Origin of the sequence: Salinispora oceanensis (assembly GCF_000383575.1) — a bacterium.
In the GTDB taxonomy this organism is placed as follows: Bacteria; Actinomycetota; Actinomycetes; order Mycobacteriales; family Micromonosporaceae; genus Micromonospora; species Micromonospora oceanensis.
Window position 1 is genome coordinate 1,554,089 of sequence record NZ_KB911579.1, and the last position, 18,786, is coordinate 1,572,874.

Consider the following 18,786-nt stretch of genomic DNA (forward strand, 5'->3'; position numbering starts at 1 on the left):
CAGATCATAACGGCCGGTAACAGAAGGTTAGGGGTTCGAATCCCTTCGGGCGCGCAAGATCGCAAGGCGCTTGACCTGCAAGAACAGGGGTCTGGCGCCTTTGCTTTGCCGTCCCTGGTGGACGGCTGGTGCACAGAGTCTCCCGGGTCACGACGTCGTCGAACGCCCGGCGCAGTGCGGCCACGTCGAGCTGACCGCACACCCGGATCGCGATCGGGATGATGTACCGCGCGCCGGTGCCAATGCGCTGGTCGTGCAGCCAGACGTTGAGCTGCCCGCCGGAGACGATCGACTGGGAGCCGTGCGGGTAGGGGCGCAATTCGGGGCGAGTGGAGCCACCCGCCATCAGGCGCACCCCTGCCAGACATACGTCATGTCGGGCTCGTTCTCCTCGTTGCGGCTGCCGTCGTTCTCGTCGACCTGACGGAAGCCGTGCCGCTCGTAGAAGGCCCGGGCGTCGGTGTTGCGGGTGAAGACCCGCAGGGTGAGGCCGGTCGGGCTGGCCTTGCGCACCTGCTCCAGCAGCTGCGTGCCGATGCCCTGCCGCCGGGCGCCGGGGCTCAGGTAGAGGTGTTCGAGCATGGCGCCCTCGAGGGCGGCGAAGCCGAGGATCTCGCCGGTCTCCGGGGCCTCGACCACCCAGGTCTTGCACTGGGGCAGGACCACGTGGGTGATGAAGGCCCGGGTCTGCTCGTCGTCGTAGAGCCGCGGCAGGTAGGGCATGGCCGCCACCCGTGATGCCAGGAACACCTGGGTGATCGCGTCGGCGTCCTTGTCGTTGGCGTGCCGGATCACAGCTACCTACCCTCCCCCACGTGACTATCCCCGCTGATGGCCACGGAGTGAGCGGTAAGCAGCCCCTGACACCAATAACGATCTTAGTCGATCGCGGGGACCAACATACAGGCCGCCCGCAACCGAATGCGAGCGGGTCTCAACCGCGATCTTCACCGTGCCATATTTCGCCGGCCCGTTGCGGGGCAGCGCGGCCACTACGCCTGTGGCACAAGGCTTTCACGGGTGCAGACGCCCCACTCAGGGCGCTGTCCGACCGGTTCGGACTCCCCCGCGGCACCTTCACCGCTCAGCCCACCCGGGAGCCGGCGGAAGTACGGCAGCCCGTACCCGACGACGGTCATCAGGCCGGCGGTACCGAACGGGTGGCGCTCCTCCAGAGCGGTCAGTGCCCCGGCCAGCTCCCGCTGGTCGGCGAACGCAGCGCCGCCTGCCGGTTGAGGCCGGAGGCCGGCTCGGTCATGGAGAACCCAGCACCGGGTAGGCTGCCTCGATCCCGTCCAGCGCCTCAACGATCGCCGGTAGGTAGGACAGGTCCAGCCCGTCCACGGCGAACCGGAGCGCATTGCCGCCGCCCGGTTGGTCCTTGGCCAGCCCGGTGATCGCAAGCCGGCCCCGGGAGGCGACCGCGACGGTGAGAGAGAGCCACTCCTCCATCGAGGTCAAGGTCGCCTCGCCGGACATCTCGGCGTCGATCCGCGCCAAGCTCGCGCGAAACGCCCGCAGCTCCTCGGCGCGCAGCCCGGCGTCCAGGTCGGCCCGGAACCCGCCGGCGCTGATCTCCACCGGGCTCATCAGCCAGTTGCCGTCCCAGTAGTCGTCGGCACCGGGGTGCAGCCGGCCGAGCACCCGGATCAGCACGCTGTCCTCGCCCGGATGTCCGATCAGGACCTGCGGGTGGTCGGAGTCCGTCACAGCTCCCGCTATCTCCCGAGTATCACGGTGACCACGTCACCGTTGGAGTTTAGGATCACCCGCACCCCGGTGGTGCCCGGGTGCCGGGTTGCAGCCCCTCCCGCGAGGCCCGCTCCAGGGCCCGGAGTTCGAGCAGGGCCATCACCTCGGGGGTACGCGGTGCCATCCGCTCCAGCGCGTGCTCGGTGTACCACCCGGCCGCCGATGTTGCTCCCCCGCCACCCTGTGCGGCAGCACCCAGCCGCCGCCCCGGGCCGCGCTGGCACCGGGGCGGGCCGCCTGGCCGAGCCGCCAGGACCCGCGCCGGTCCTGAGCCAGGCACCGGCGCCGCCGGTTACCGCCCCGATGGCACCGGCGATGGCGAAGTCGCGCAGCCCGTTGTTGACGGTGTACTTCCGGCCGGTGAACGCCGCCGTGCCCCAGCCGATGCCGACGCTGGTGCCGCCGCCGACCAGCGCTCCGCTGATGATCGGTACGCAGTTCGGGCAGTCGCCGTTCGGGTCGGCGAGGTTGACCGGGTCGTTCAGGGCGACAGGCATAGGTTGGTGCTGGCGCCGCCGAATCCGGCCGGGTCCTCGCTGATGAACCGCCCCAGCCCCGGGCTGTAGTCGCGGGCCCGATTGTGCAGCAGGCCGGTGTCGGTGTCGTACTCGCGGCCGGTGAAGCCCTGAAACTCGCCGCCGGTGGCAGGGGCCGGCACGCCAGCCCCGCCGCACCCGCGCGGGAACTGTCGACGGTCCAGACACCGCGATGGGTACGCCACAGAGGCAGTTCCGTCCACTGCTGCACACCCCGCCCGACAAGCCAGTCGGGATCAGCCCAGACTGGCACGGTGTCAGCGCCGGTCACCGCGACGCAGGTATCGACGAGTTCAGCGAAGGTGGCATGGCCGATCGGGGCGGTGACGTTGACCGAGCCGTGGACCTTCCCATCCTCCGCGCAGGCCAGGGCGAACACGGCGACGTCGCGTACGTCAACCGGCTGGATAGGCCGCTCCGCTGGGCCGGGCGCCAGGAGCTGGCCACCACGGGCGGCGCGGGTCAGCCACCAGGTCAGGCGGCCAACGTATTCGTTCGGGCCGAGAATCACGCCGCGACGCAGGACGACGGCCCGCTCCTGGCCGACGGATGACGCCTACCAGTGCTTCATGCGTACGAACATCGACCTGCTCGCGCTCGGCAACTTTCTCCTGAACAAGGCCGACCAGCCGGCATGGCATGAACAGGGCAACTGGCGCACCGGGATCGCTCTGGACCGGTCGACGACCACTAGAGACGTGAGGACTGATCATGAAATTCCTGTAGTCCTGGTCTACTTCCTGGTAATCTTGCCGATCGGCATCCTCTCTCGGGTGTTCCGCGATCCGCTGCACCTCGAACTGCGCCCGGAGCTGAGCACATATTGGATTTCTGACAAGCGACGGGCTTGATTCCGACCGTCAGGGACACAATAGGAAGGCCGCACGTGATCGGTATCGACGCAGGACTGGGAATCGCGGCCGTCGCTCTGGCGATGGTGCTTACCCCGGGTCCGAACATGATCTACCTGGTTTCCCGGTCTATCACCCAGGGCCGTCTGGCGGGCCTGATCTCCCTGCTCGGCGTCGCGGCCGGCTTCTTCCTATACCTACTCGCCGCGGTGACCGGCGTCTCCGCGGTGTTCGCGTTGGTCCCGGCGATGTACACGGCTCTCAAAATCGCGGGTGCGTGCTACCTGCTCTGGTTGGCGTGGAGTGCTGTCAAGCCTGGCGGCAGGTCAGCGTTCGCGCCCAAGGACCTGCCCGTAGACGGACCGAGGAAGCTGTTCACGATGGGTCTGGTGACCAACCTGCTCAATCCCAAGATCGCGGTTCTGTATGTGTCGCTGCTCCCGCAGTTCATCGACCTGGACAAAGGCGGAGTCGGCGGGCAGAGCCTGGCCTTGGGACTGATTCAGATCACGGTGGCTCTGACAGTCAACTGCCTGATCGTGCTTACCGCGGGCTCGGTGGCCTCCTTCCTCGCCCGCAAGCCGGCGTGGCTGCGGGCGCAGCGCTACACGATGGGGGCCGTCCTCATCGGTCTGGCGGCCAGTATGGCCTTCGACCGCACGCACGCATCAGCGCCTCGCTAAGGGATGTCTCGTAACTCGGTGGAGGCGTTGTCTGGCAATGGCGCCGTGTCACCCCGCGAGGATGATGTTGTGGAGGTGGGCGACGCCGGATGCGGTGTCGGTCACTGTGTGGGCGGCGCGGCGGTAGTCGCGCAGGATCTTGAAGGTCTTCATGCGGGCCGGGGCGTGTTCGGTAGCTTTCGTCCGATGTGGGCTTGGATTGGCATGTGAATGTGAGCCGTGGTCGTAACCGGGAGGCGCGGCCGCGTCGGGCTGATCATGAGTGGACGTGCGGCGTATCCGAGTGACCTGACCGATGACCAGTGCGCGGTGGTCGGGCCGTTTCTGCAGGCGTGGAAGGACCGGCATCCGTCGGTGTCGGGACATCAGGGCCGCTACGAGTTGCGGGAGATCGTGAATGTGATCTTCTACCAGAACCGGTCAAAGGGGTCAAAGGCAATGGGGCGTGCCTCAAGCGCCGTGCCAGGACTTCCACAGTGCGGCATAGCCTCCGCCGGCCGCCAATAGCTCCTGGTGGGTGCCGAGTTCGGTCACCTGGCCGTTGTCCATGACTACCACCCGGTCAGCGTCGTGGGCTGTCTGCAGGCGGTGGGCGATGGCGATGACGGTGCGTCCCGTGAGCACGGCCGCCAGCGCACGCTCAGTGTGCCGGGCCCTGGTGGGATCGAGCAGCGATGTCGCCTCGTCCAGGATCAGCGTGTGCGGATCAGCTAAGACGACTCGAGCCAGAGCGAGTTGCTGGGCCTGCTGGGCGCTCAAGCGGTGCCCCCCTGGGCCGAGCTCGGTATCCAGCCCGTCCGGCAGCTCGTCCACCCAGTCGATGTCAACGGCGGCCAGTGCCGCGAGCAAACTCTGGTCAATCGCGTCGGGTGCGGCGATCAGGAGGTTGTCCCTGACGGTGCCGAGAAAGACGTGATGCTCCTGTGAGACCAGGACGACGTGCCGACGGAGCTGCGCCGGGGCGAGCTCGGTGACGGGCACCTGTCCCACGGTCACCCGTCCCGTGCGGGGAGGCTCCGCCCCGGCCAGCAGCCGGCCCAGGGTGGACTTTCCGGCTCCGGATGGGCCGACGACCGCCAGCCGCTCGCCCGGGCGGACGGTGAGGTCGACACCGTGCAGGACATCCCGCTCGCCTTGGTAGGCGTACCGGACATCGACCACGTCGATCCGGTCGTCTTCGGGCTGCCCGCCGCCGGTCACGGCCCGGGCATCCACCTGACCGATGCCCTCGACACGGGCAAAGGAGGCGTTGCTGCGCTGGAGTTGGTCGAGCCAGAGCAGAACTTTATCCAGCGGCTCGGACAGCTTCCAGAAGTAGAGAGCGCAGGCGACCACCGACCCGGTGGTGACTGCGCCGGTCTCCCGCAGGGTGATCCCGAGCAGCAGGATGCCGGCGACCGGGGCGACGTACGAGAACTCGACAATAGGAAAGAGCACCGTGCGCAGGTTGAGGGTGTGGGTACGGGTGGCCCGGCAGTGCTCGACCGCCTCAGCGGTGGCGGTGACCCGGCGTTCCTGGAGGCCCAGTGCCTCAACGGTGCGGGCCCCCGCCGCGGTGGAGGTGAGGATCTCGACAAGCGCGGAGTGGGCGGCGCCCTCGGCGAGGTAGCCCGCGTGGGCACGACGAAGGTACCAGCGGGTGGCAAACCAGATTCCGGCGAGGCAGAGCACCCCGCAGATGCCAAGGAACGGGTTGACCGCGAGCATGGCGACAAGGATCAGGAAGACCTGGACGAGCGCCACGGAGACCTCCGGACCAGCGTCGCGCAAAGTGGTGCCGACTGCGGCGACATCGGCTGTGCCGCGTGTCAGCAGGTCACCAGCTCCCGCGCGTTCGACTACCGCGGCCGGCAGGGCAAGAGAGCGATCGACGAACCGCTCGCGAACCCGCGCAAGAGTTCGCTCGCCGAAGCGGTGGGTAGCGTAGCGGGCGAAGCGGCCGAGGATCAGCTGCGCGACCGCGAAGCAGAGGATCCCGAGGGCGAGCCGGTCCACGTGCCCGACCGCGGCACCACCCCGGACGTCGTCGATGATTCGGCCGACCAGCCAGGGACCACCCAGGCCAGCGGCCGCGGCCAGTCCGTTGAGGGTCAGCATCATGGCGAACGCACGGCCGTCCTGTTTAATCAGGCGTACGACAGCTCTGCGGACCTCGGCGGGGCCAGCGATCGGGAGATGCCCAAGGACGGTCTCGGTCTGAACGGTCATCGGAAAGCCTCCTCGGCGGGCGTGGAATCGGTGACGGATTCGTGGATCCCGCGAGCCACCAGGGCGCGGTAGCCGGGTGCCGAGGCGAGCAACTCCCGGTGTGGGCCAGCCGCCACCAGACGGCCGTTAACGAGGTAGCAGACGGTGTCGGCTTGTTCGAGCAGGACAGGGGAGGTCGAGGTGACGACGGTGGTGCGCCCGGCCCGCGCCCGGCCCAGTCCGGCGGCCATGGCAGCCTCGGTGTGGGCGTCCACGGCGGAGGTGGGCTCAACTAGCAGGAGTACCTCCGGGTCCGCCAGCAGGGCACGGACCAGCCGCAGCCGCTGGCGTTGGCCGCCGGAGAGATTGCTGCCCTGCGCCTGGATCGGGGTATCGAGACCGTCGGGCAGGGCCTGCACGATGTCCTCCGCCGCGGCATCCTGGAGGGCCTGTGCCACGGACCGACCGGTGTGCTCGGACCGGCCCCCGACCACACTACGAAGCGTGCCGGAGAAAAAGTCGGCGTCATTGTCCGCCACCATGATCCGGCTGCGGATCTCGGCCAGGGCAATCTCGGCGAGCGGCACGCCGCCCCAGGTGGCTGCGGATGCGCTATACCGGCCGAGCCGGTCGACCATGGCCGCAGACTCGGCCGGGCGGACGCTCACGATCGCGGTCAGCCGACCTGGAGACAGTTCCACGCCGGTGTCAACGTCGTGCAGGGTTGCCGGTGCGGCAGGAGCCGGCCGGAGCTTCGTGACATCCTCGACTGAGGGCTTCAGGCCGAGTACCCGGACCACCCGTCGGGCGGCCACCAGGCCCCTGGTGAGGTCGTATCCACCCTCGATGAAGTAGGAAACCGGTACCACCAGCACGGCCACATAGCCGTAGACAGCGACCAGTGTGCCGATGGTGATGGTGCCCTCGGCGGCCATCCGGGCGGCCAGCCAGGTCACCAGCGCGAGGAACAGGGCGGGCAGGCCGACCGAGAGCGACTGTATCCAGCTAGTCACGGCACCGACCCGGTAACCCTCGGCCTGCAGGGCCTTCGATCCACGTAGGTAACGGCCGGCCAGCATCTCCTTGCCGCCGATGCCGTTGAGCACGCGCATGCCGCCGACGATGTCCCCGAGCTGGGCGGTCAGCGCACCCTGCTGCCCACGGTACTTGTTCTCCGCGCCCTGCAGGCGCCCCAGCAATGGCCCCACCACCGCTACAAGCAACGGCACCCCCAGCAGGACCACCACTGCGAGCGGGACAGAAACCGACAGCAGCACCGCAGCCGCCACCAGGTACGCAACAACCGAGCCGACGCCGGGGCCAGTGATCGTCAGCGCCTGGCTCATCTGCGCGACATCGCCCGCCCCAATATTGGCGACCTCGCCGACCGACACCTTCCTGGGCAGTTCCGCCCCCAGTCGAGTGGAGTGCACGACCACGACCTCGATGGTCCGGAAGGTCGCGTCCATCCGGACCCGCGTCATGATGCGGTGGCGCATGATGCCCAGCCACGCGTTGAGCAGCGCGACGCCGACGAGTGCGCCCACCCACGCGACCAGAACTCCGGTTTCCCCCGGCTGGAGCCCGTCGTCGATCGCGCGCTGCATGAGGTACGGCGGCAGCATCAGGCAGACCATCCAGAGAGTGCCGATGACCGCGCCGCCCGCCACCCGCCGACGCTGACTAATGGTCAGCCACCATAGGTAATGCGCGGCACTCCGGTGGTCCGGAGTTTCCGGGCCGGAATACGAATCCGTCATGAGCGACACCCTGATCCTCTTTCCTGGTACGTACCAAGATCTTGCCACCTGCCGGCCTCGTGTGGCTATAGTCACCGACGAACTAAGGAGGTGTTATCAGAAAGAAGCGGCTTCGCGGAATCCGCGCAGGCTTCTAGAACTGACCTCGACCCAATTGCGAATAGATGGCATGCGGGGGAAGGAGAAGCACTTCCCCACATTCTGCTACCCCCTCAAAAAAGCCACCTCAGGTTATCCGGCGCAACCTCGGCCAGGGAACTCTCGAAGCCCTGGGAGATATAAATCAGACTCCAGCACCCCGCAGCGCACCGTTGTCGGCCACCATGTGGTGGATCACGGTGACCAGGTGGAGCACATCCCCCTGGTAGGTGGTGACGAATGCACGCCACGGCAGCCCCGCCTCAATGTCGATCGGTTCGGCGGCCGCCTCAGCACCCAGCCGGAGGGCCGCTGCGAAGCCGTCCTCTGCCAGTTCCACCGCTGCCACCCGAGACGGGCGGTATGGATGGACCGTCTGGGCAGGTGCCGGGCCGTTCAGGTCTTAGGTGGTCCGCACTCGTGCGCCGCCACCAGCTGACGCCAGGCATCCATTACTTGAGCTGCTCCGACGCCGAACGGCACCTCCCAGACACTGAACAGGTTGGCAACCGACCGGTGGCCGGGCCCGTTCAATAGCTGCCATCATTTCGACGACGGGTGCGCGCGGCCAACAGCGTGACGGCCAGGACCGTCAACGAGATAACCCCGACGGATTGACCTATCCGGTCAATCCGTATCGAGTTGCAGGTCCGAAACGCCGTTTCCCAATAGTTGGCGTTTGATTCGAGTCCCCTCCAGGGGCGTAGATCGGTTTCCAACACGTTTCCGCAACTTATCTTCTCATGGTCGCCTGGCGCGAAAATGTTAATCGGCCAAGCCAATATAAGTGCCACCAAAGCGGTTCCCAGCCAGGCAACTTTGGCTGGTGTCACCCAACCGAGCCTCCGGCGATTCCGCTCAGTTCCAGCTGTCATCTAACGAATAGTACGGCATGCGTAGCGCATCGACCCAGCCCGGCTGAATACCGGTACGCCACCAGCGATAGGGCGTGCGCGTTTCGGTTCGACGGTCTCAACTGGAGGCACGACTTTATATGCATTTGTGGTTTTAGGGAATTCTCGCCAGTTTGGGGCATTTTCGGCGGTGAGGCGTTTGGTGAGGTCATCTATCACGACAAGAGTGATCATGCTGTCCGCGGTTGAAGCCGGTAGATGTGGATGGTCGGGGCCTTCACGGTGGACGCTTGCTGGACGGCGACTTCGTGGACGAATGACGTCCCGTGCGCCCCGATCGGCCCGGCCTCGGCACCGACTTGACCTCAACCAAAGATGAGGTTGAAGACTTGGCCGCGGAATCGCACGGGCACGCGATTCGCGAGGGGCGCATGGGAGGAGTGCGAGGCATGGCGTCGACGGATGTTTCCTCGGCGGAGTCACCTCAGCTCAGCCGGACGGCCGTCCGCGCCATTCTGGTCGGTCTGCTCACCGGCGTCTTCATGTCGGCACTGGACGGCATGATCATGGCCACGGCGATGCGGACCGTCGCGGACTCGCTGCACGGACTGACCGCCCAGGCATGGGTCAGCACGGGCTATCTCATGACGATGACGATCACCGCACCCCTGTACGGCAAGCTGTCCGACATCCTCGGGCGCAAGCCGCTCTACCTGGCCGCGGTCGCCGTGTTCGTGATCGGTTCCGTGATGTGCGCGATGGCGCAGTCGATCTACGAGCTCGCCATCTACCGCGGTGTCCAGGGTCTCGGCGCGGGCGGACTGGTCTCGCTCGCGCTGGCCGCGATCGCGGACCTGTTCCCGCCGGCGGAACGCATCCGCCATCAGGCGAACGTAGGGATCATCTATGGCGTCGCGAGCGTCGCGGGCCCGGTGGCCGGCGGGCTGTTCGCCGGTGCGGACACCGTATTCGGCATTGCGGGATGGCGGTGGATCTTTCTGATAAACGTCCCCATCGGCGTCTTCGCGCTGGTGGTGGTCACCAAGCTCTACACCGTCCGGTCGGTGCGGACGGCGCACCGCATCGACTACTGGGGAGGTGTCGGGCTGGTCTGGTGTCTGGTGCCGTTGCTGCTCGTCGCGGAGCAGGGCCGGGAGTGGGGCTGGGCATCACCCGCGGCGTTGGCCTGCTACACCGCCGGGCTGCTCGGGCTAGGTTTCTTCCTCGCCGTGGAACACGCCATGGGCGAGAATGCACTGATCCCATTCGACCTGTTTCGCATCGGCGCCTTCGCCCAGGTGAACGTGGTTAATTTTCTCGGCGGCGTGGGTGCTTTCACCGCCCTGGCGTTCATCCCGCTGCATCTTCAGATCGTCACGGGCCTGTCGCCGACCGCCGCCGGTCTGCTACTGCTGCCCCAGTCGGTGGCCACGACCGTCGGCGCCAAGCTCTGCGGCCCAATGCTCGCCCGCGGCATCCACTACCGATTCCTGCTGGGGCCAGGTCTGGGGATCATGAGTCTGTCCTACCTCGCGCTGGCCTTGGCCGGTGTCGACACCCCGGTGTGGGTGATCGCGGTGGTGGTCACCGTCATGGGTCTCGGTCTGGGCCTGTTCATGCAAACCGTGATCACCGCGTTGCAGAACAGCGTGCCACCGGCCAGCATCGGCGTGGCCAGCGGGATGTATGGATTCTCGCGTCAGCTCGGTGGCATCTTGGGCACCGCGGTCTTCCTGTCCCTGCTGTTCAACCTCGCCACCAACCGGATCATCGGCCACTACCGGTCGGAGTCCACCACGCCGGAGTTCACAGCGGCCGCCCGTGATCCGGCGGTCCTGGCGAACCCGGCCGACCAGGAGGTTCTCACTGGGCTCCGGGCCGGGACCACGGGCGTCGACCTCAACGACACCTCGACGCTGGACAGCCTGGACGAGCGCGTCGCTCGGCCCATCCTCGAGGGAATGTCCAGCGCCATGAGCACTGTTTTCCTGATCATCGCCCTGCTGGTGGCGGCCGCCGCTGCACTGGCGCTGGCGGTCAGGGCACCAGCCGACGGTCGTCTTACCTCCATGAGCAGCACCACGACAGCGAGAGGAAATCGAGGGAGATGAAAGCTGCCGCCTTCCACTCCGACGAGCGCCACCGGCGGGCGCGGTCCCCGCGTGCGGCGGCCAGCGCGCTGCTCACCGAAAATCGCTGGCTGGACGGGGCTCTCACCGATCTATGTTGACCTCTATCTAGGTTGAGGTTGCAGGATGACACGGCCGTTTCAATGCCGGATGTGCGGCACGAAGACATCGTCGAACGGAGACCATCATGAGCAGAGCAGCAGCCTTTCTCGAGCCGGGCGGCCCGGAGGTGCTGCGGCTGATGGACGTGCCGCAACCGCAGGCACAGCCCGGACAGGTGCGGGTCCGGGTCAAGGCCGCCGGGGTGCAGCCGTTCGACGTCGCGGTCGTGGCGGGGATCATCCACAAGTCGGCGGACCCGTCGGTTCCGCAAATTCCGGGAAACGAGTTCGCCGGTGTGGTCGATCAGGTCGGTGCCGGCGTGGAGGGCTTCGCGCCCGGCGACGAAGTCCTTGGTTACGGCACCCTGAATAGCTACGCCGAGTACATCGTGGTCGGACCAGACCAACTCACCGCCAAGCCGGCGGCCATGCCCTGGACAGTGGCCGGCGGGTTCAGTGCGGCGGCCCAGACGGCGGACATCGGCCTCAAGGAGATCAAGGCCGGTGCGGGCGACACGGTCCTGATCCACGGCGTTGCTGGGGCGGTCGGCACCATCGGTGTGCAGCTGTGCCGGCTGTGGGGCGCCACGGTGATCGGCGGCGCCCGGGAGGCACAGCACGAATACGTGCGTTCGCTGGGCGCGACCCCGTTCGCCTACGGCGAAGGCTTCGTCGGCCGGTTGCGCGAGCTGGCCCCCCAGGGCGTGGACGCGTGCATGGACGGCATCGGCGGCGAGGCCCTTGATGCCGCCCTCGAGTTGGTGCCCGACCGCAACCGCGTGCTTACGCTGGTTGACCACGGCCGTGCCGCGGAGCTCGGCATCCGGACGACTCCACTGGCCCGTTCGGCGGAGCGGCTGGCTACCCTGGCGCAGCTCTACGCGCAGGGCGACCTGCACCTGCCCATCCTCGCCACCTTCCCGCTGGACCGCGCCGCCGACGCCCAACGCGCTTACCAGGCCGGGAACATCCGCGGCAAGATCGTCATCACCATTGATTGACCGCGCCGCCGGGCATTGAGGTGCCACCCGCCCGTCACACCTGAGCTCCCCGGAGCTTCTCCGCAGCCCCGGTGGTTACTGGGGACGCCGAGTGCGGTGGCAGCGTGGAAGATCCTCGCCACGCCTAGATGCACCGGTATGCCGCGTGCCCGGGCGATGGCCTTGACGGCGGCCTGGTCGGAGTCCGTCAGCCCGCCGCCACCGGGCCTCCACGGTGCGAACGGGGAGGTCGGGCGCGAGCCGCCGTAGTGCCTGCCGGTCCAGTTAGCCGTCTCGGAAACCGGTTGGCATCCGACCCTGGGTTCGTTGCATGCTTCGATCCACGAGATAGGTCACCGTGGCTCCCAGAACCCGTGCGGACCGACAGGTTCCCACTTCGAAAAGGTGATGTGGACGATGGAACTGCGCAAACTAGGTGCTGGCGGGCCGAGGGTGTCGAGGTTGGCGCTGGGCTGTATGACCTTCGGGCAGGAGGCCGACGAGGACGCGGCGTATGCGATCCTCGACGCCTTCGTCGAGGCCGGCGGCACGCTGATCGACAACGCCGACGTCTACGCCGACGGTCGCAGCGAGGAGATATTGGGCCGTTGGATGCGGGACCGCCCGGAGCACCGCAAGAACCTGGTCCTCGCTACCAAGGGACGCTTTCCGGTGACCGGGCAGCCGGGTGCGGGTCTGAGCCGGGCCTATCTGCACCGGGCCCTGGACGCCAGCCTGCGGCGACTCGGTGTCGAACGAATCGACATCTATCAAGCGCACGGGCCTGACCCCCGAGCACCCCTCGACGAGTTCGCTGCCTTCGCCGTCGAGGCCACCGCGGCAGGCAAGGTGGCGCACATCGGGGTCAGCAACTTCGCTGGGTGGCAGACGGCAGTGCTGCACTCCGAGATGCTGCGGTCCGGGGCTGCCGCACCGGTTTCGCTGCAGCCTCAGTACAGCCTGCTCGTGCGCGAGCCCGAGTGGGAGCAGCTTCCGGCGGTTCAGGCGCTCAACATGGGCACCATGGTGTGGGGCCCACTCGGGGCGGGCTGGCTGACCGGCAAGTATCGCCGCGATTCCAACGCGCCTTCGGGAAGCCGGCTGGGCGACAACCCGAACCGGGGTCTGGAGGCTTTCTCCCGGCGGGGCACCGCGCGGTCCTGGCGAATCGTCGAGACCCTCGCCGAGGTTGCGGCACAACACGGCCTCGCCTCCGCGCACGTCGCGCTGGCATGGGTGATGGACCGGCCAGGCATCACCGCTGCTCTGGTCGGTGCCCGCACGGCCGACCAGCTACGCACAAGCCTCCAGGCAGCGAACCTGCACCTCGATCCCGCAGCCATGGAGGTTCTCAACAAGGTCAGCGAACCGGCGACTCCCGACTATCCCTACACGTTCCTCACGGAAGTGTCGGCGTGGAACGAACGCTGACCCATGTGGACGGCGCAGTGCGGCGGGGCGGGCGATGCTCTCTGGCCCCTCCAAGAAAGGCTGATGCGTGTTTGACCTGAACGTTCCCGGCCGACTGATCGCCATCGTCGGCATCGACGGAGCAGGCAAAACGACACAGGTGGAGGAGCTCACATCGTGGCTGAGATCGCTCGATGTTCCCGCACGTCAACTGCCGCATCAGACCCTTCTCCCGGTCCGGCAGTCCCTCGACGAGATCGCACGGGAAGATGGCTTCGAGGATCACCTCGAAATGTTGGGTCCAGATATGATCCGCCTGATCTCGGCGTGCTGTAAATTTGTTGCGCTTTCCGCGCTGAAGGAAACGGCAGCCGATCCGGAGTCGGTCACGTTGATGGATCGCTACACTTACTGTCAATATGCGGCGGTTCGGTTGCAGCGGGCGGACAACGAGGAATTCCTGCGACGCCTGAACCGCGCGCTCCCCGCTCCCGACCTGACCATCTTCCTCGATGTCGATCCGGCTGCCGCCCAACGACGTATCGAAAGTCGCGGCATCGATCGGGAGAGCATCGACTTTCTCGCCGGCTATCGACGTGCCTATCGGTCCTTGCCAGAGTTCGACAGCTTCGTCGTTGTGGACGGCAACGGTCGGCGGGAGGCGGTACAGCGAGCTCTGCGCGAGGTCGTCGCCAGCGCCCTCAACATTCGGCCGCCCCTCCCCCAGGCGCCGCCGGTCACGAACCCAACCGATAGCCACTGACGTGGTTGCGGGAGTCGGACCGGAACTCGGCACAGTCCCACAAGGACCATCGCTCCCACAACTGTAGCCTCGCGCCGGCCGTCATCTCATCGCGTTCGTCCGGCTGCCCTTCCATCGGCCTCGGGCGGCTCAACCCTTGCTGAACGCCTTCGGACTCACGCCAATGATCCGCTTGAAGTGGCGGCTCAGGTGCGGCTGGTCGTAGAAGCCGCTCGCCCCGGCGACCGATCCCAGTGGCTCCCCGCTCAGTATCAGCCGCCGGGCCAGGTCGACCCGGCGAGAGATCAGATACCGGTGCGGCGACATGCCGAACTCGCGGGTGAATGACCGCACCAGATAGGCCGGGTGAAAGTGCAGCACGCGGGACGCCTCGTCGAGCGAGACGCCCGGCACGACGTGCTCCTCCAGCAGGTCCCGCAGCCGGTACGCCGGGGTCTGGTCGAGCCGCTCGGGCCGGCCCGCGTGGCCGAGCCGGGCGCGCAGCCGCTCGGTGATCTCCGCGAGATGGGTTTCGGCCTCGAGCTCCTCGCCGGCCTGCCCGATCACCGCGTGTAGGGCTGAGATCCGGCGACGCAGCACGGGATCGACGAACGCTGAGTTATCCACAGCGGCCCCGATCAGACCGGTGGGCAGTCGGTCCGACTCCAGATAGAACACGCGCTTGCGCAAGCCGTGCGGGTGGGCGGCGGTGCCGTTGTGCGGTACGTGCGGCGGGAGCAGTGTGACCAGGTCCCCGAACGCGCCGCGCTCGTGCTTGTCGAGGTCGTACCGCACGGCGCCGTCGTCAACGATCAGCACGGTCCAGTTGTCGTGCGCGTGCATCGGATAGGCGTGACCGGTGAGATGGGCGCGCAGCACCTCCACCACACCGCCCAGGCGCGGACGCCAAGCGGAGATCGCCATGCCCGCCGCGCCAGCGCTGGTCACCGACACGTCAAAATCGTACAAGACCGCTGGCCCGGCACGGCCGATCATCGGATCATGCGATCTGACACCACACCCGTACGCTTCGACACCAAGATCGCCGTTCTCCTGCGCGACGACCTGCTCACGTGGCAGCGCCTCAACATCACGGCGTTCCTGGTCAGTGGCATCGGCACCGCGGTGCCCGAGGTGATCGGCCAGCCGTACGAGGACGCCAGTGACGTGCGGTACCTGTCGATGTTCCGGCAGCCCGTACTCGTGTTCGTGGGTGACAAGGAACTGCTCCAGGCGGCACATTCCCGCGCGATCGGCCGTAACCTGCCGGTGTCGGTCTTCACCTCCGACCTGTTCGCCACGAACAACGACCGGGACAACCGGGCCGCTGTCCGCGCCGTCACGACCGAGCAGCTGGACCTGGCCGGGATAGCCACCTACGGCCCACGCAACGCGGTGGACAAGGCATTCAAGGGGGCGAAGATGCATCACTGACCGGCGGCCTCGAAATTGACGCTCGGACCCGACGCCGCGGTCTTTACCTCTACCTTCTTCGGCCCGCCACCCGCGTCGGAATTCACCTGGAACGGGCCACCGGGCAGAGCCACATTGGCGCCGCCGCCACCGGTACGCACGCTCCATCGTCTCGGTCACCTTGACCGGGCCGTCGCCGACCTTGATCTCGATATCACCGGCGCGCTCGTCCACCCGCAGGCTGGTCAGCGCGTCGGAGATCTCATAGGACGATGAGGCTCTATTTCGCCGAACCCGACTCACCGCAGGCGGAGGGCGCCGTCACCACACCGATCGCCGCCACCATTCCGCTACGAATCAGGTCGCAACTTATAGAGCAACACTTTGCGAAACACAATCACTTGTCCTAAGATCTGACTCCTTGGTGGAGCGCGCAGCGACATTCCCGCTTTCCTGCACGACGGTGCGGGCCGAGATTGAGAGTGGATAAGGTTCGAGGAGTAGGTGCGTGGACGACGACCGGCTAGCACTGGTCATGCTGAAGCCTGACGCGGTCCGGCAGCAGCTGACCGGCCCGATACTGCGCTGGCTGACCGACCGAGGGTTCGAGCTGGTCGGATTCCGGCAATTCCTGCTTTCCGCGGAGCGCCGGGCCAACCTCTATCGCACAACCCGCCGGGGCGGTCGGCTCGACTGGCAGCTCAACGCCGTCCTGTACACCCTGGGACCGGTGCAGGGCCTCCTCCTGCACGGTCCGGCCGGAGACCTGCCGGCGGCGAGCGTCGTGTCCGGGCGCCTCAAGGGCGACTTCCGTCCGTCCCGGGCGCAGCCCGGCACGATGCGGGCAGATCTCGGTGCGTTGAACCCCATCTTCAATCTGGTGCACTCCGCGGACGACCCGGCGAGCGTCCGGAGGGAGTCCCGCGTCCTCTTCAACGACGGCCCTGTCTTTGATGAGCCTGAGCTGTCGGCTGCTGCCGCTCGGCCGCCCGCTCCCTTCCCCCTGTGGAGCATCGTCGCCGGTGTTCTCCTCCGGTGGGCGGCGGAAGCAGGCGTGGCTGAGGCGACGCTGGCAGGGGTGGACTGGCCGGCGGACTCGGATGGTCCGCGACTCGATGCGCTGCGGGTGGCGACCCGGGCGGTCGAGGAGATCGCGGCCGCGTCGTCGCCGGGCACGGCCCGGATCCTGGCTGGCATCCGCACGGGTGAGACGACGTGGGACGGATGGCGAGATCGGACCAGAATCGACGACGACCCCTGGCCCTCCTACCTCACATACACCACCCTGCGCTACCTCGATCTTTGTCTGGAGACCCCGTGATGCATGCCCGTCCTGGTGGAGAGCGCACAATCCCGGTCCCGGAACGGGATCTGTTCGCCGGCATCCGAGCCGGTCGGAGCTGACCGATGGGCTTGGCGACGACTCAGGTAGAGGCCATTGGTGATTCACGGCTGGCGATCCGTGCGGCCCGCCTGTTCGATGGTCACCTGCTGCACGACGGACCGGTGCTGGTTTTGGTGGCCGGCGGGAAGATTACCGACGTGGACGTTAGCGGCGCCTCGCCGCCAGACGGGGTGCCGATAGCCGATCTCGGAGCTGTCACGCTCCTGCCCGGTCTGGTGGACGCGCACACCCATCTGGCGTTCGATCCGCAGGGGCGCACCGAGCACCAGATGGTGCACGACGACGACGCCACGGTCCTGGGCCGGATGCGCGATCACGCTGCCCGCGCGCTGCGCGCCGGCATCACCACCGTCCGGGATCTGGGCGACCGGGGCTACCTCGGGCTGCGGTTGCGGGCCGAGTACGCCGACGACGCCAGCGGTCCGCAGGTGCTCGCCGCCGGGCCACCGATCACCCGCAGCGGCGGGCACTGCTGGTATCTCGGCGGCGAGGCAGATGACACGGACCAACTGGTCACAGCTGTGCACGCCCGAGCCGACCGCGGCACCGATTTCCTGAAGATCATGGCGACGGGTGGGATGAGTACCAGCGGCTCGAACGCCGCAGCGGCGCAGTACACCCTCGACGAGCTACGCGCGGTCACTCGGACCGCCCACGACCGGGGCCTGCCGGTCATCGCCCATGCCCACGCGACCAGAGGGATCGCCGACGCTGTCGCGGTCGGGGTCGACAGCATCGAGCACTGCACGTTCATGACCGCCGACGGGCTGAAACTCGATCCGGCGACGGTCGACGCGATCGCCGCGGCCGGGATCTTCGTCGGGTGCACGGTCGTCCGGCCCAGAGACGGCATGCCCGAGGAGGTGCTCCGGACCATCGCGCCCTACTGGGAAAATCAGGCGTACCTGCGTCGCCGTGGCGTTCGCGTCGTCTGCTGCACCGACGCGGGGATCAACCCGCACAAGCCCCACGACATCCTTCCGAGCGACGTCGGATACTTCGCCAGCCAGGTCGGCACCAACGCCGAGGCCTTGGCTTCAGTGACCTCGCTGGCCGCACAGGCATGCCGCCTCGGCCACCGCAAAGGGCGGGTGGCGGTCGGCTACGACGCCGATCTGCTGGCCGTGGCGGGAAATCCGGTCACGGACATAACGGCGATGGTCCAGGCTCGCGCGGTCTTCCGCGCAGGACAGCGCGTACGCTGAGTGTCTATTCAGCGTCAGAGTGGTGGATGGATCGATCCGGCCCCGGACACCGCACCCGCCGGTTTCGCCGCTGGCGGCCTTACTGGTCGAAGAGCTCCGCCACGCGAGCGAGCAACTCGCGCAGGTTCGGCTCGGTGGTTTTGGCGTGTGCCTCGGGCAGGCTCAGCCAACGCAGCGTGGCGGTCGGGTTCTCCGGTCGGGCCCGCTCAGGTGTCTCGGTAGCCAGCACGAAACGCAGGTCGGCGTGCTCGTGAGCGGGTTCGTTCGGGCTGGCTGGCACCGGCAGGACCGCGACCTGGCGGACCACGGCATCCGGCCAGCACACCAGGTCGTCGAGGTGGGTCTCCTCCCGTCCCTCGCGCAGCACGACTTCGATCGGGTCGTACTCACCGGGGTCGCCGTGCCCGCCGATCTGCAGCCACGACTGCATGCGGGCATGCCAGCGCAGCAGGACCCGCCGCGTCGGCGGGTGGACCACCAGCGCCGAGGCGGTGACATGCAGCGGCAGGTCGCGCGACCACGGGTCACCGGAGGTCAGGAGATCCAGAAGTCGCACCACGTCGGAGGCCTCCGTGGCGTTCCGGGGCCGATACCCGGCGAGGAGCGCCGCGATCGGCGCGGTCGTGGAGTGACGCACCTA

Annotated in this window: 21 protein-coding genes and 2 pseudogenes; 12 read left to right on the top strand and 11 right to left on the bottom strand. The window is 67.5% G+C overall.

Annotated features, from left to right (window positions below):
• Window positions 1-4: 4 nt before the first annotated feature.
• The 5 genes from SALPAC4_RS27720 to SALPAC4_RS26210 form a co-directional block, all read right to left on the bottom strand.
• Window positions 5-346 (bottom strand): hypothetical protein, encoded by a 342-nt coding sequence (locus SALPAC4_RS27720; RefSeq protein ID WP_162562144.1) that lies wholly within the window; start codon window positions 344-346, stop codon window positions 5-7.
• Window positions 346-795 (bottom strand): GNAT family N-acetyltransferase, encoded by a 450-nt coding sequence (locus SALPAC4_RS0107140; protein ID WP_019869721.1) that lies wholly within the window; start codon window positions 793-795, stop codon window positions 346-348. The genes SALPAC4_RS27720 and SALPAC4_RS0107140 overlap by 1 nt, the downstream gene beginning before the upstream one ends.
• Window positions 796-1,254: 459 nt before the next feature.
• A complete protein-coding gene (locus SALPAC4_RS0107150) occupies window positions 1,255-1,710 on the bottom strand; it encodes a WapI family immunity protein (RefSeq protein ID WP_019869722.1) in 456 nt (151 codons plus the stop codon).
• Between the two features lie 8 nt (window positions 1,711-1,718).
• A complete protein-coding gene (locus SALPAC4_RS28320; RefSeq protein ID WP_019869723.1) occupies window positions 1,719-2,249 on the bottom strand; it encodes a hypothetical protein in 531 nt (176 codons plus the stop codon).
• Complete coding sequence (locus tag SALPAC4_RS26210; protein WP_019869724.1) at window positions 2,234-2,410, bottom strand: RHS repeat-associated core domain-containing protein; 177 nt, start codon at window positions 2,408-2,410, stop codon at window positions 2,234-2,236. The genes SALPAC4_RS28320 and SALPAC4_RS26210 overlap by 16 nt, the downstream gene beginning before the upstream one ends.
• A 50-nt stretch (window positions 2,411-2,460) precedes the next feature.
• On the opposite strand from SALPAC4_RS26210, the gene SALPAC4_RS27910 reads away from it, so the two are divergent.
• From SALPAC4_RS27910 to SALPAC4_RS0107175, 3 genes are read left to right on the top strand one after another with little or no spacing between them, the layout of a single operon-like run.
• The gene (locus SALPAC4_RS27910) at window positions 2,461-2,841 is read left to right on the top strand and encodes a hypothetical protein (RefSeq protein ID WP_019869725.1); all 381 of its coding nucleotides are present in this window, start codon (window positions 2,461-2,463) and stop codon (window positions 2,839-2,841) included.
• A 16-nt stretch (window positions 2,842-2,857) separates the two neighbouring features.
• A complete protein-coding gene (locus SALPAC4_RS27725; protein WP_019869726.1) occupies window positions 2,858-3,139 on the top strand; it encodes a hypothetical protein in 282 nt (93 codons plus the stop codon).
• Window positions 3,140-3,174: 35 nt separating this feature from the next.
• Window positions 3,175-3,822 carry a LysE family translocator gene (locus SALPAC4_RS0107175; RefSeq protein WP_019869727.1) on the top strand — a complete coding sequence of 216 codons (648 nt, stop codon included), beginning with the start codon at window positions 3,175-3,177 and terminating at the stop codon, window positions 3,820-3,822.
• Between the two features lie 48 nt (window positions 3,823-3,870).
• Here the strand turns inward: SALPAC4_RS0107175 and SALPAC4_RS27335 are convergent.
• Window positions 3,871-3,993, bottom strand: a pseudogene (locus SALPAC4_RS27335) (IS5/IS1182 family transposase); the annotation flags it as partial.
• Window positions 3,994-4,080: 87 nt separating this feature from the next.
• On the opposite strand from SALPAC4_RS27335, the pseudogene SALPAC4_RS28910 reads away from it, so the two are divergent.
• A pseudogene (locus SALPAC4_RS28910) lies at window positions 4,081-4,245 on the top strand (IS5 family transposase); the annotation flags it as partial.
• 27 nt (window positions 4,246-4,272) lie between these two features.
• On the opposite strand, the gene SALPAC4_RS0107190 reads toward SALPAC4_RS28910, so the two are convergent.
• From SALPAC4_RS0107190 to SALPAC4_RS0107200, 3 genes are all read right to left on the bottom strand, one after another.
• The gene (locus tag SALPAC4_RS0107190; RefSeq protein ID WP_019869729.1) at window positions 4,273-6,030 is read right to left on the bottom strand and encodes an ABC transporter ATP-binding protein; all 1,758 of its coding nucleotides are present in this window, start codon (window positions 6,028-6,030) and stop codon (window positions 4,273-4,275) included.
• The gene (locus tag SALPAC4_RS0107195; protein WP_019869730.1) at window positions 6,027-7,679 is read right to left on the bottom strand and encodes an ABC transporter transmembrane domain-containing protein; all 1,653 of its coding nucleotides are present in this window, start codon (window positions 7,677-7,679) and stop codon (window positions 6,027-6,029) included. Before SALPAC4_RS0107195 ends, SALPAC4_RS0107190 begins: the two co-directional genes overlap by 4 nt.
• Before the next feature lie 373 nt (window positions 7,680-8,052).
• Window positions 8,053-8,247 carry a condensation domain-containing protein gene (locus SALPAC4_RS0107200; protein WP_019869731.1) on the bottom strand — a complete coding sequence of 65 codons (195 nt, stop codon included), beginning with the start codon at window positions 8,245-8,247 and terminating at the stop codon, window positions 8,053-8,055.
• Between the two features lie 963 nt (window positions 8,248-9,210).
• Here SALPAC4_RS0107200 and SALPAC4_RS0107205 point away from each other — a divergent pair.
• The 5 genes from SALPAC4_RS0107205 (at window position 9,211) to SALPAC4_RS0107220 (ending at window position 14,144) form a co-directional block, all read left to right on the top strand.
• A complete protein-coding gene (locus SALPAC4_RS0107205; RefSeq protein WP_019869732.1) occupies window positions 9,211-10,872 on the top strand; it encodes an MDR family MFS transporter in 1,662 nt (553 codons plus the stop codon).
• Window positions 10,869-10,991 (top strand): hypothetical protein, encoded by a 123-nt coding sequence (locus SALPAC4_RS28805; protein WP_263404814.1) that lies wholly within the window; start codon window positions 10,869-10,871, stop codon window positions 10,989-10,991. The genes SALPAC4_RS0107205 and SALPAC4_RS28805 overlap by 4 nt, the downstream gene beginning before the upstream one ends.
• An 86-nt stretch (window positions 10,992-11,077) precedes the next feature.
• Entirely contained in the window at window positions 11,078-11,992 is a 915-nt protein-coding gene (locus SALPAC4_RS0107210) for an NADP-dependent oxidoreductase (protein WP_019869733.1), read from the top strand.
• A 396-nt stretch (window positions 11,993-12,388) separates the two neighbouring features.
• The gene (locus SALPAC4_RS0107215) at window positions 12,389-13,402 is read left to right on the top strand and encodes an aldo/keto reductase (protein WP_263404815.1); all 1,014 of its coding nucleotides are present in this window, start codon (window positions 12,389-12,391) and stop codon (window positions 13,400-13,402) included.
• Window positions 13,403-13,469: 67 nt separating this feature from the next.
• Window positions 13,470-14,144, top strand: a complete 675-nt coding sequence (locus tag SALPAC4_RS0107220; RefSeq protein ID WP_019869735.1) for a dTMP kinase — start codon at window positions 13,470-13,472, stop codon at window positions 14,142-14,144.
• 129 nt (window positions 14,145-14,273) lie between these two features.
• On the opposite strand, the gene SALPAC4_RS0107225 is transcribed toward SALPAC4_RS0107220, so the two are convergent.
• Window positions 14,274-15,119, bottom strand: coding sequence for a helix-turn-helix domain-containing protein (locus SALPAC4_RS0107225; protein ID WP_019869736.1), 846 nt, complete (start codon window positions 15,117-15,119; stop codon window positions 14,274-14,276).
• 6 nt (window positions 15,120-15,125) lie between these two features.
• On the opposite strand from SALPAC4_RS0107225, the gene SALPAC4_RS0107230 reads away from it, so the two are divergent.
• From SALPAC4_RS0107230 to SALPAC4_RS0107245, 3 genes are all read left to right on the top strand, one after another.
• Window positions 15,126-15,557, top strand: a complete 432-nt coding sequence (locus SALPAC4_RS0107230) for a DUF2000 domain-containing protein (protein WP_019869737.1) — start codon at window positions 15,126-15,128, stop codon at window positions 15,555-15,557.
• Between the two features lie 487 nt (window positions 15,558-16,044).
• Window positions 16,045-16,857 carry a nucleoside-diphosphate kinase gene (locus SALPAC4_RS0107240; protein WP_019869739.1) on the top strand — a complete coding sequence of 271 codons (813 nt, stop codon included), beginning with the start codon at window positions 16,045-16,047 and terminating at the stop codon, window positions 16,855-16,857.
• 86 nt (window positions 16,858-16,943) lie between these two features.
• Window positions 16,944-18,146 (top strand): metal-dependent hydrolase family protein, encoded by a 1,203-nt coding sequence (locus SALPAC4_RS0107245; RefSeq protein WP_019869740.1) that lies wholly within the window; start codon window positions 16,944-16,946, stop codon window positions 18,144-18,146.
• 79 nt (window positions 18,147-18,225) lie between these two features.
• Here the strand turns inward: SALPAC4_RS0107245 and SALPAC4_RS0107250 are convergent, their stop codons facing one another.
• Window positions 18,226-18,783 carry an NUDIX hydrolase gene (locus SALPAC4_RS0107250; RefSeq protein WP_018738430.1) on the bottom strand — a complete coding sequence of 186 codons (558 nt, stop codon included), beginning with the start codon at window positions 18,781-18,783 and terminating at the stop codon, window positions 18,226-18,228.
• Between the last annotated feature and the right edge of the window lie 3 nt (window positions 18,784-18,786).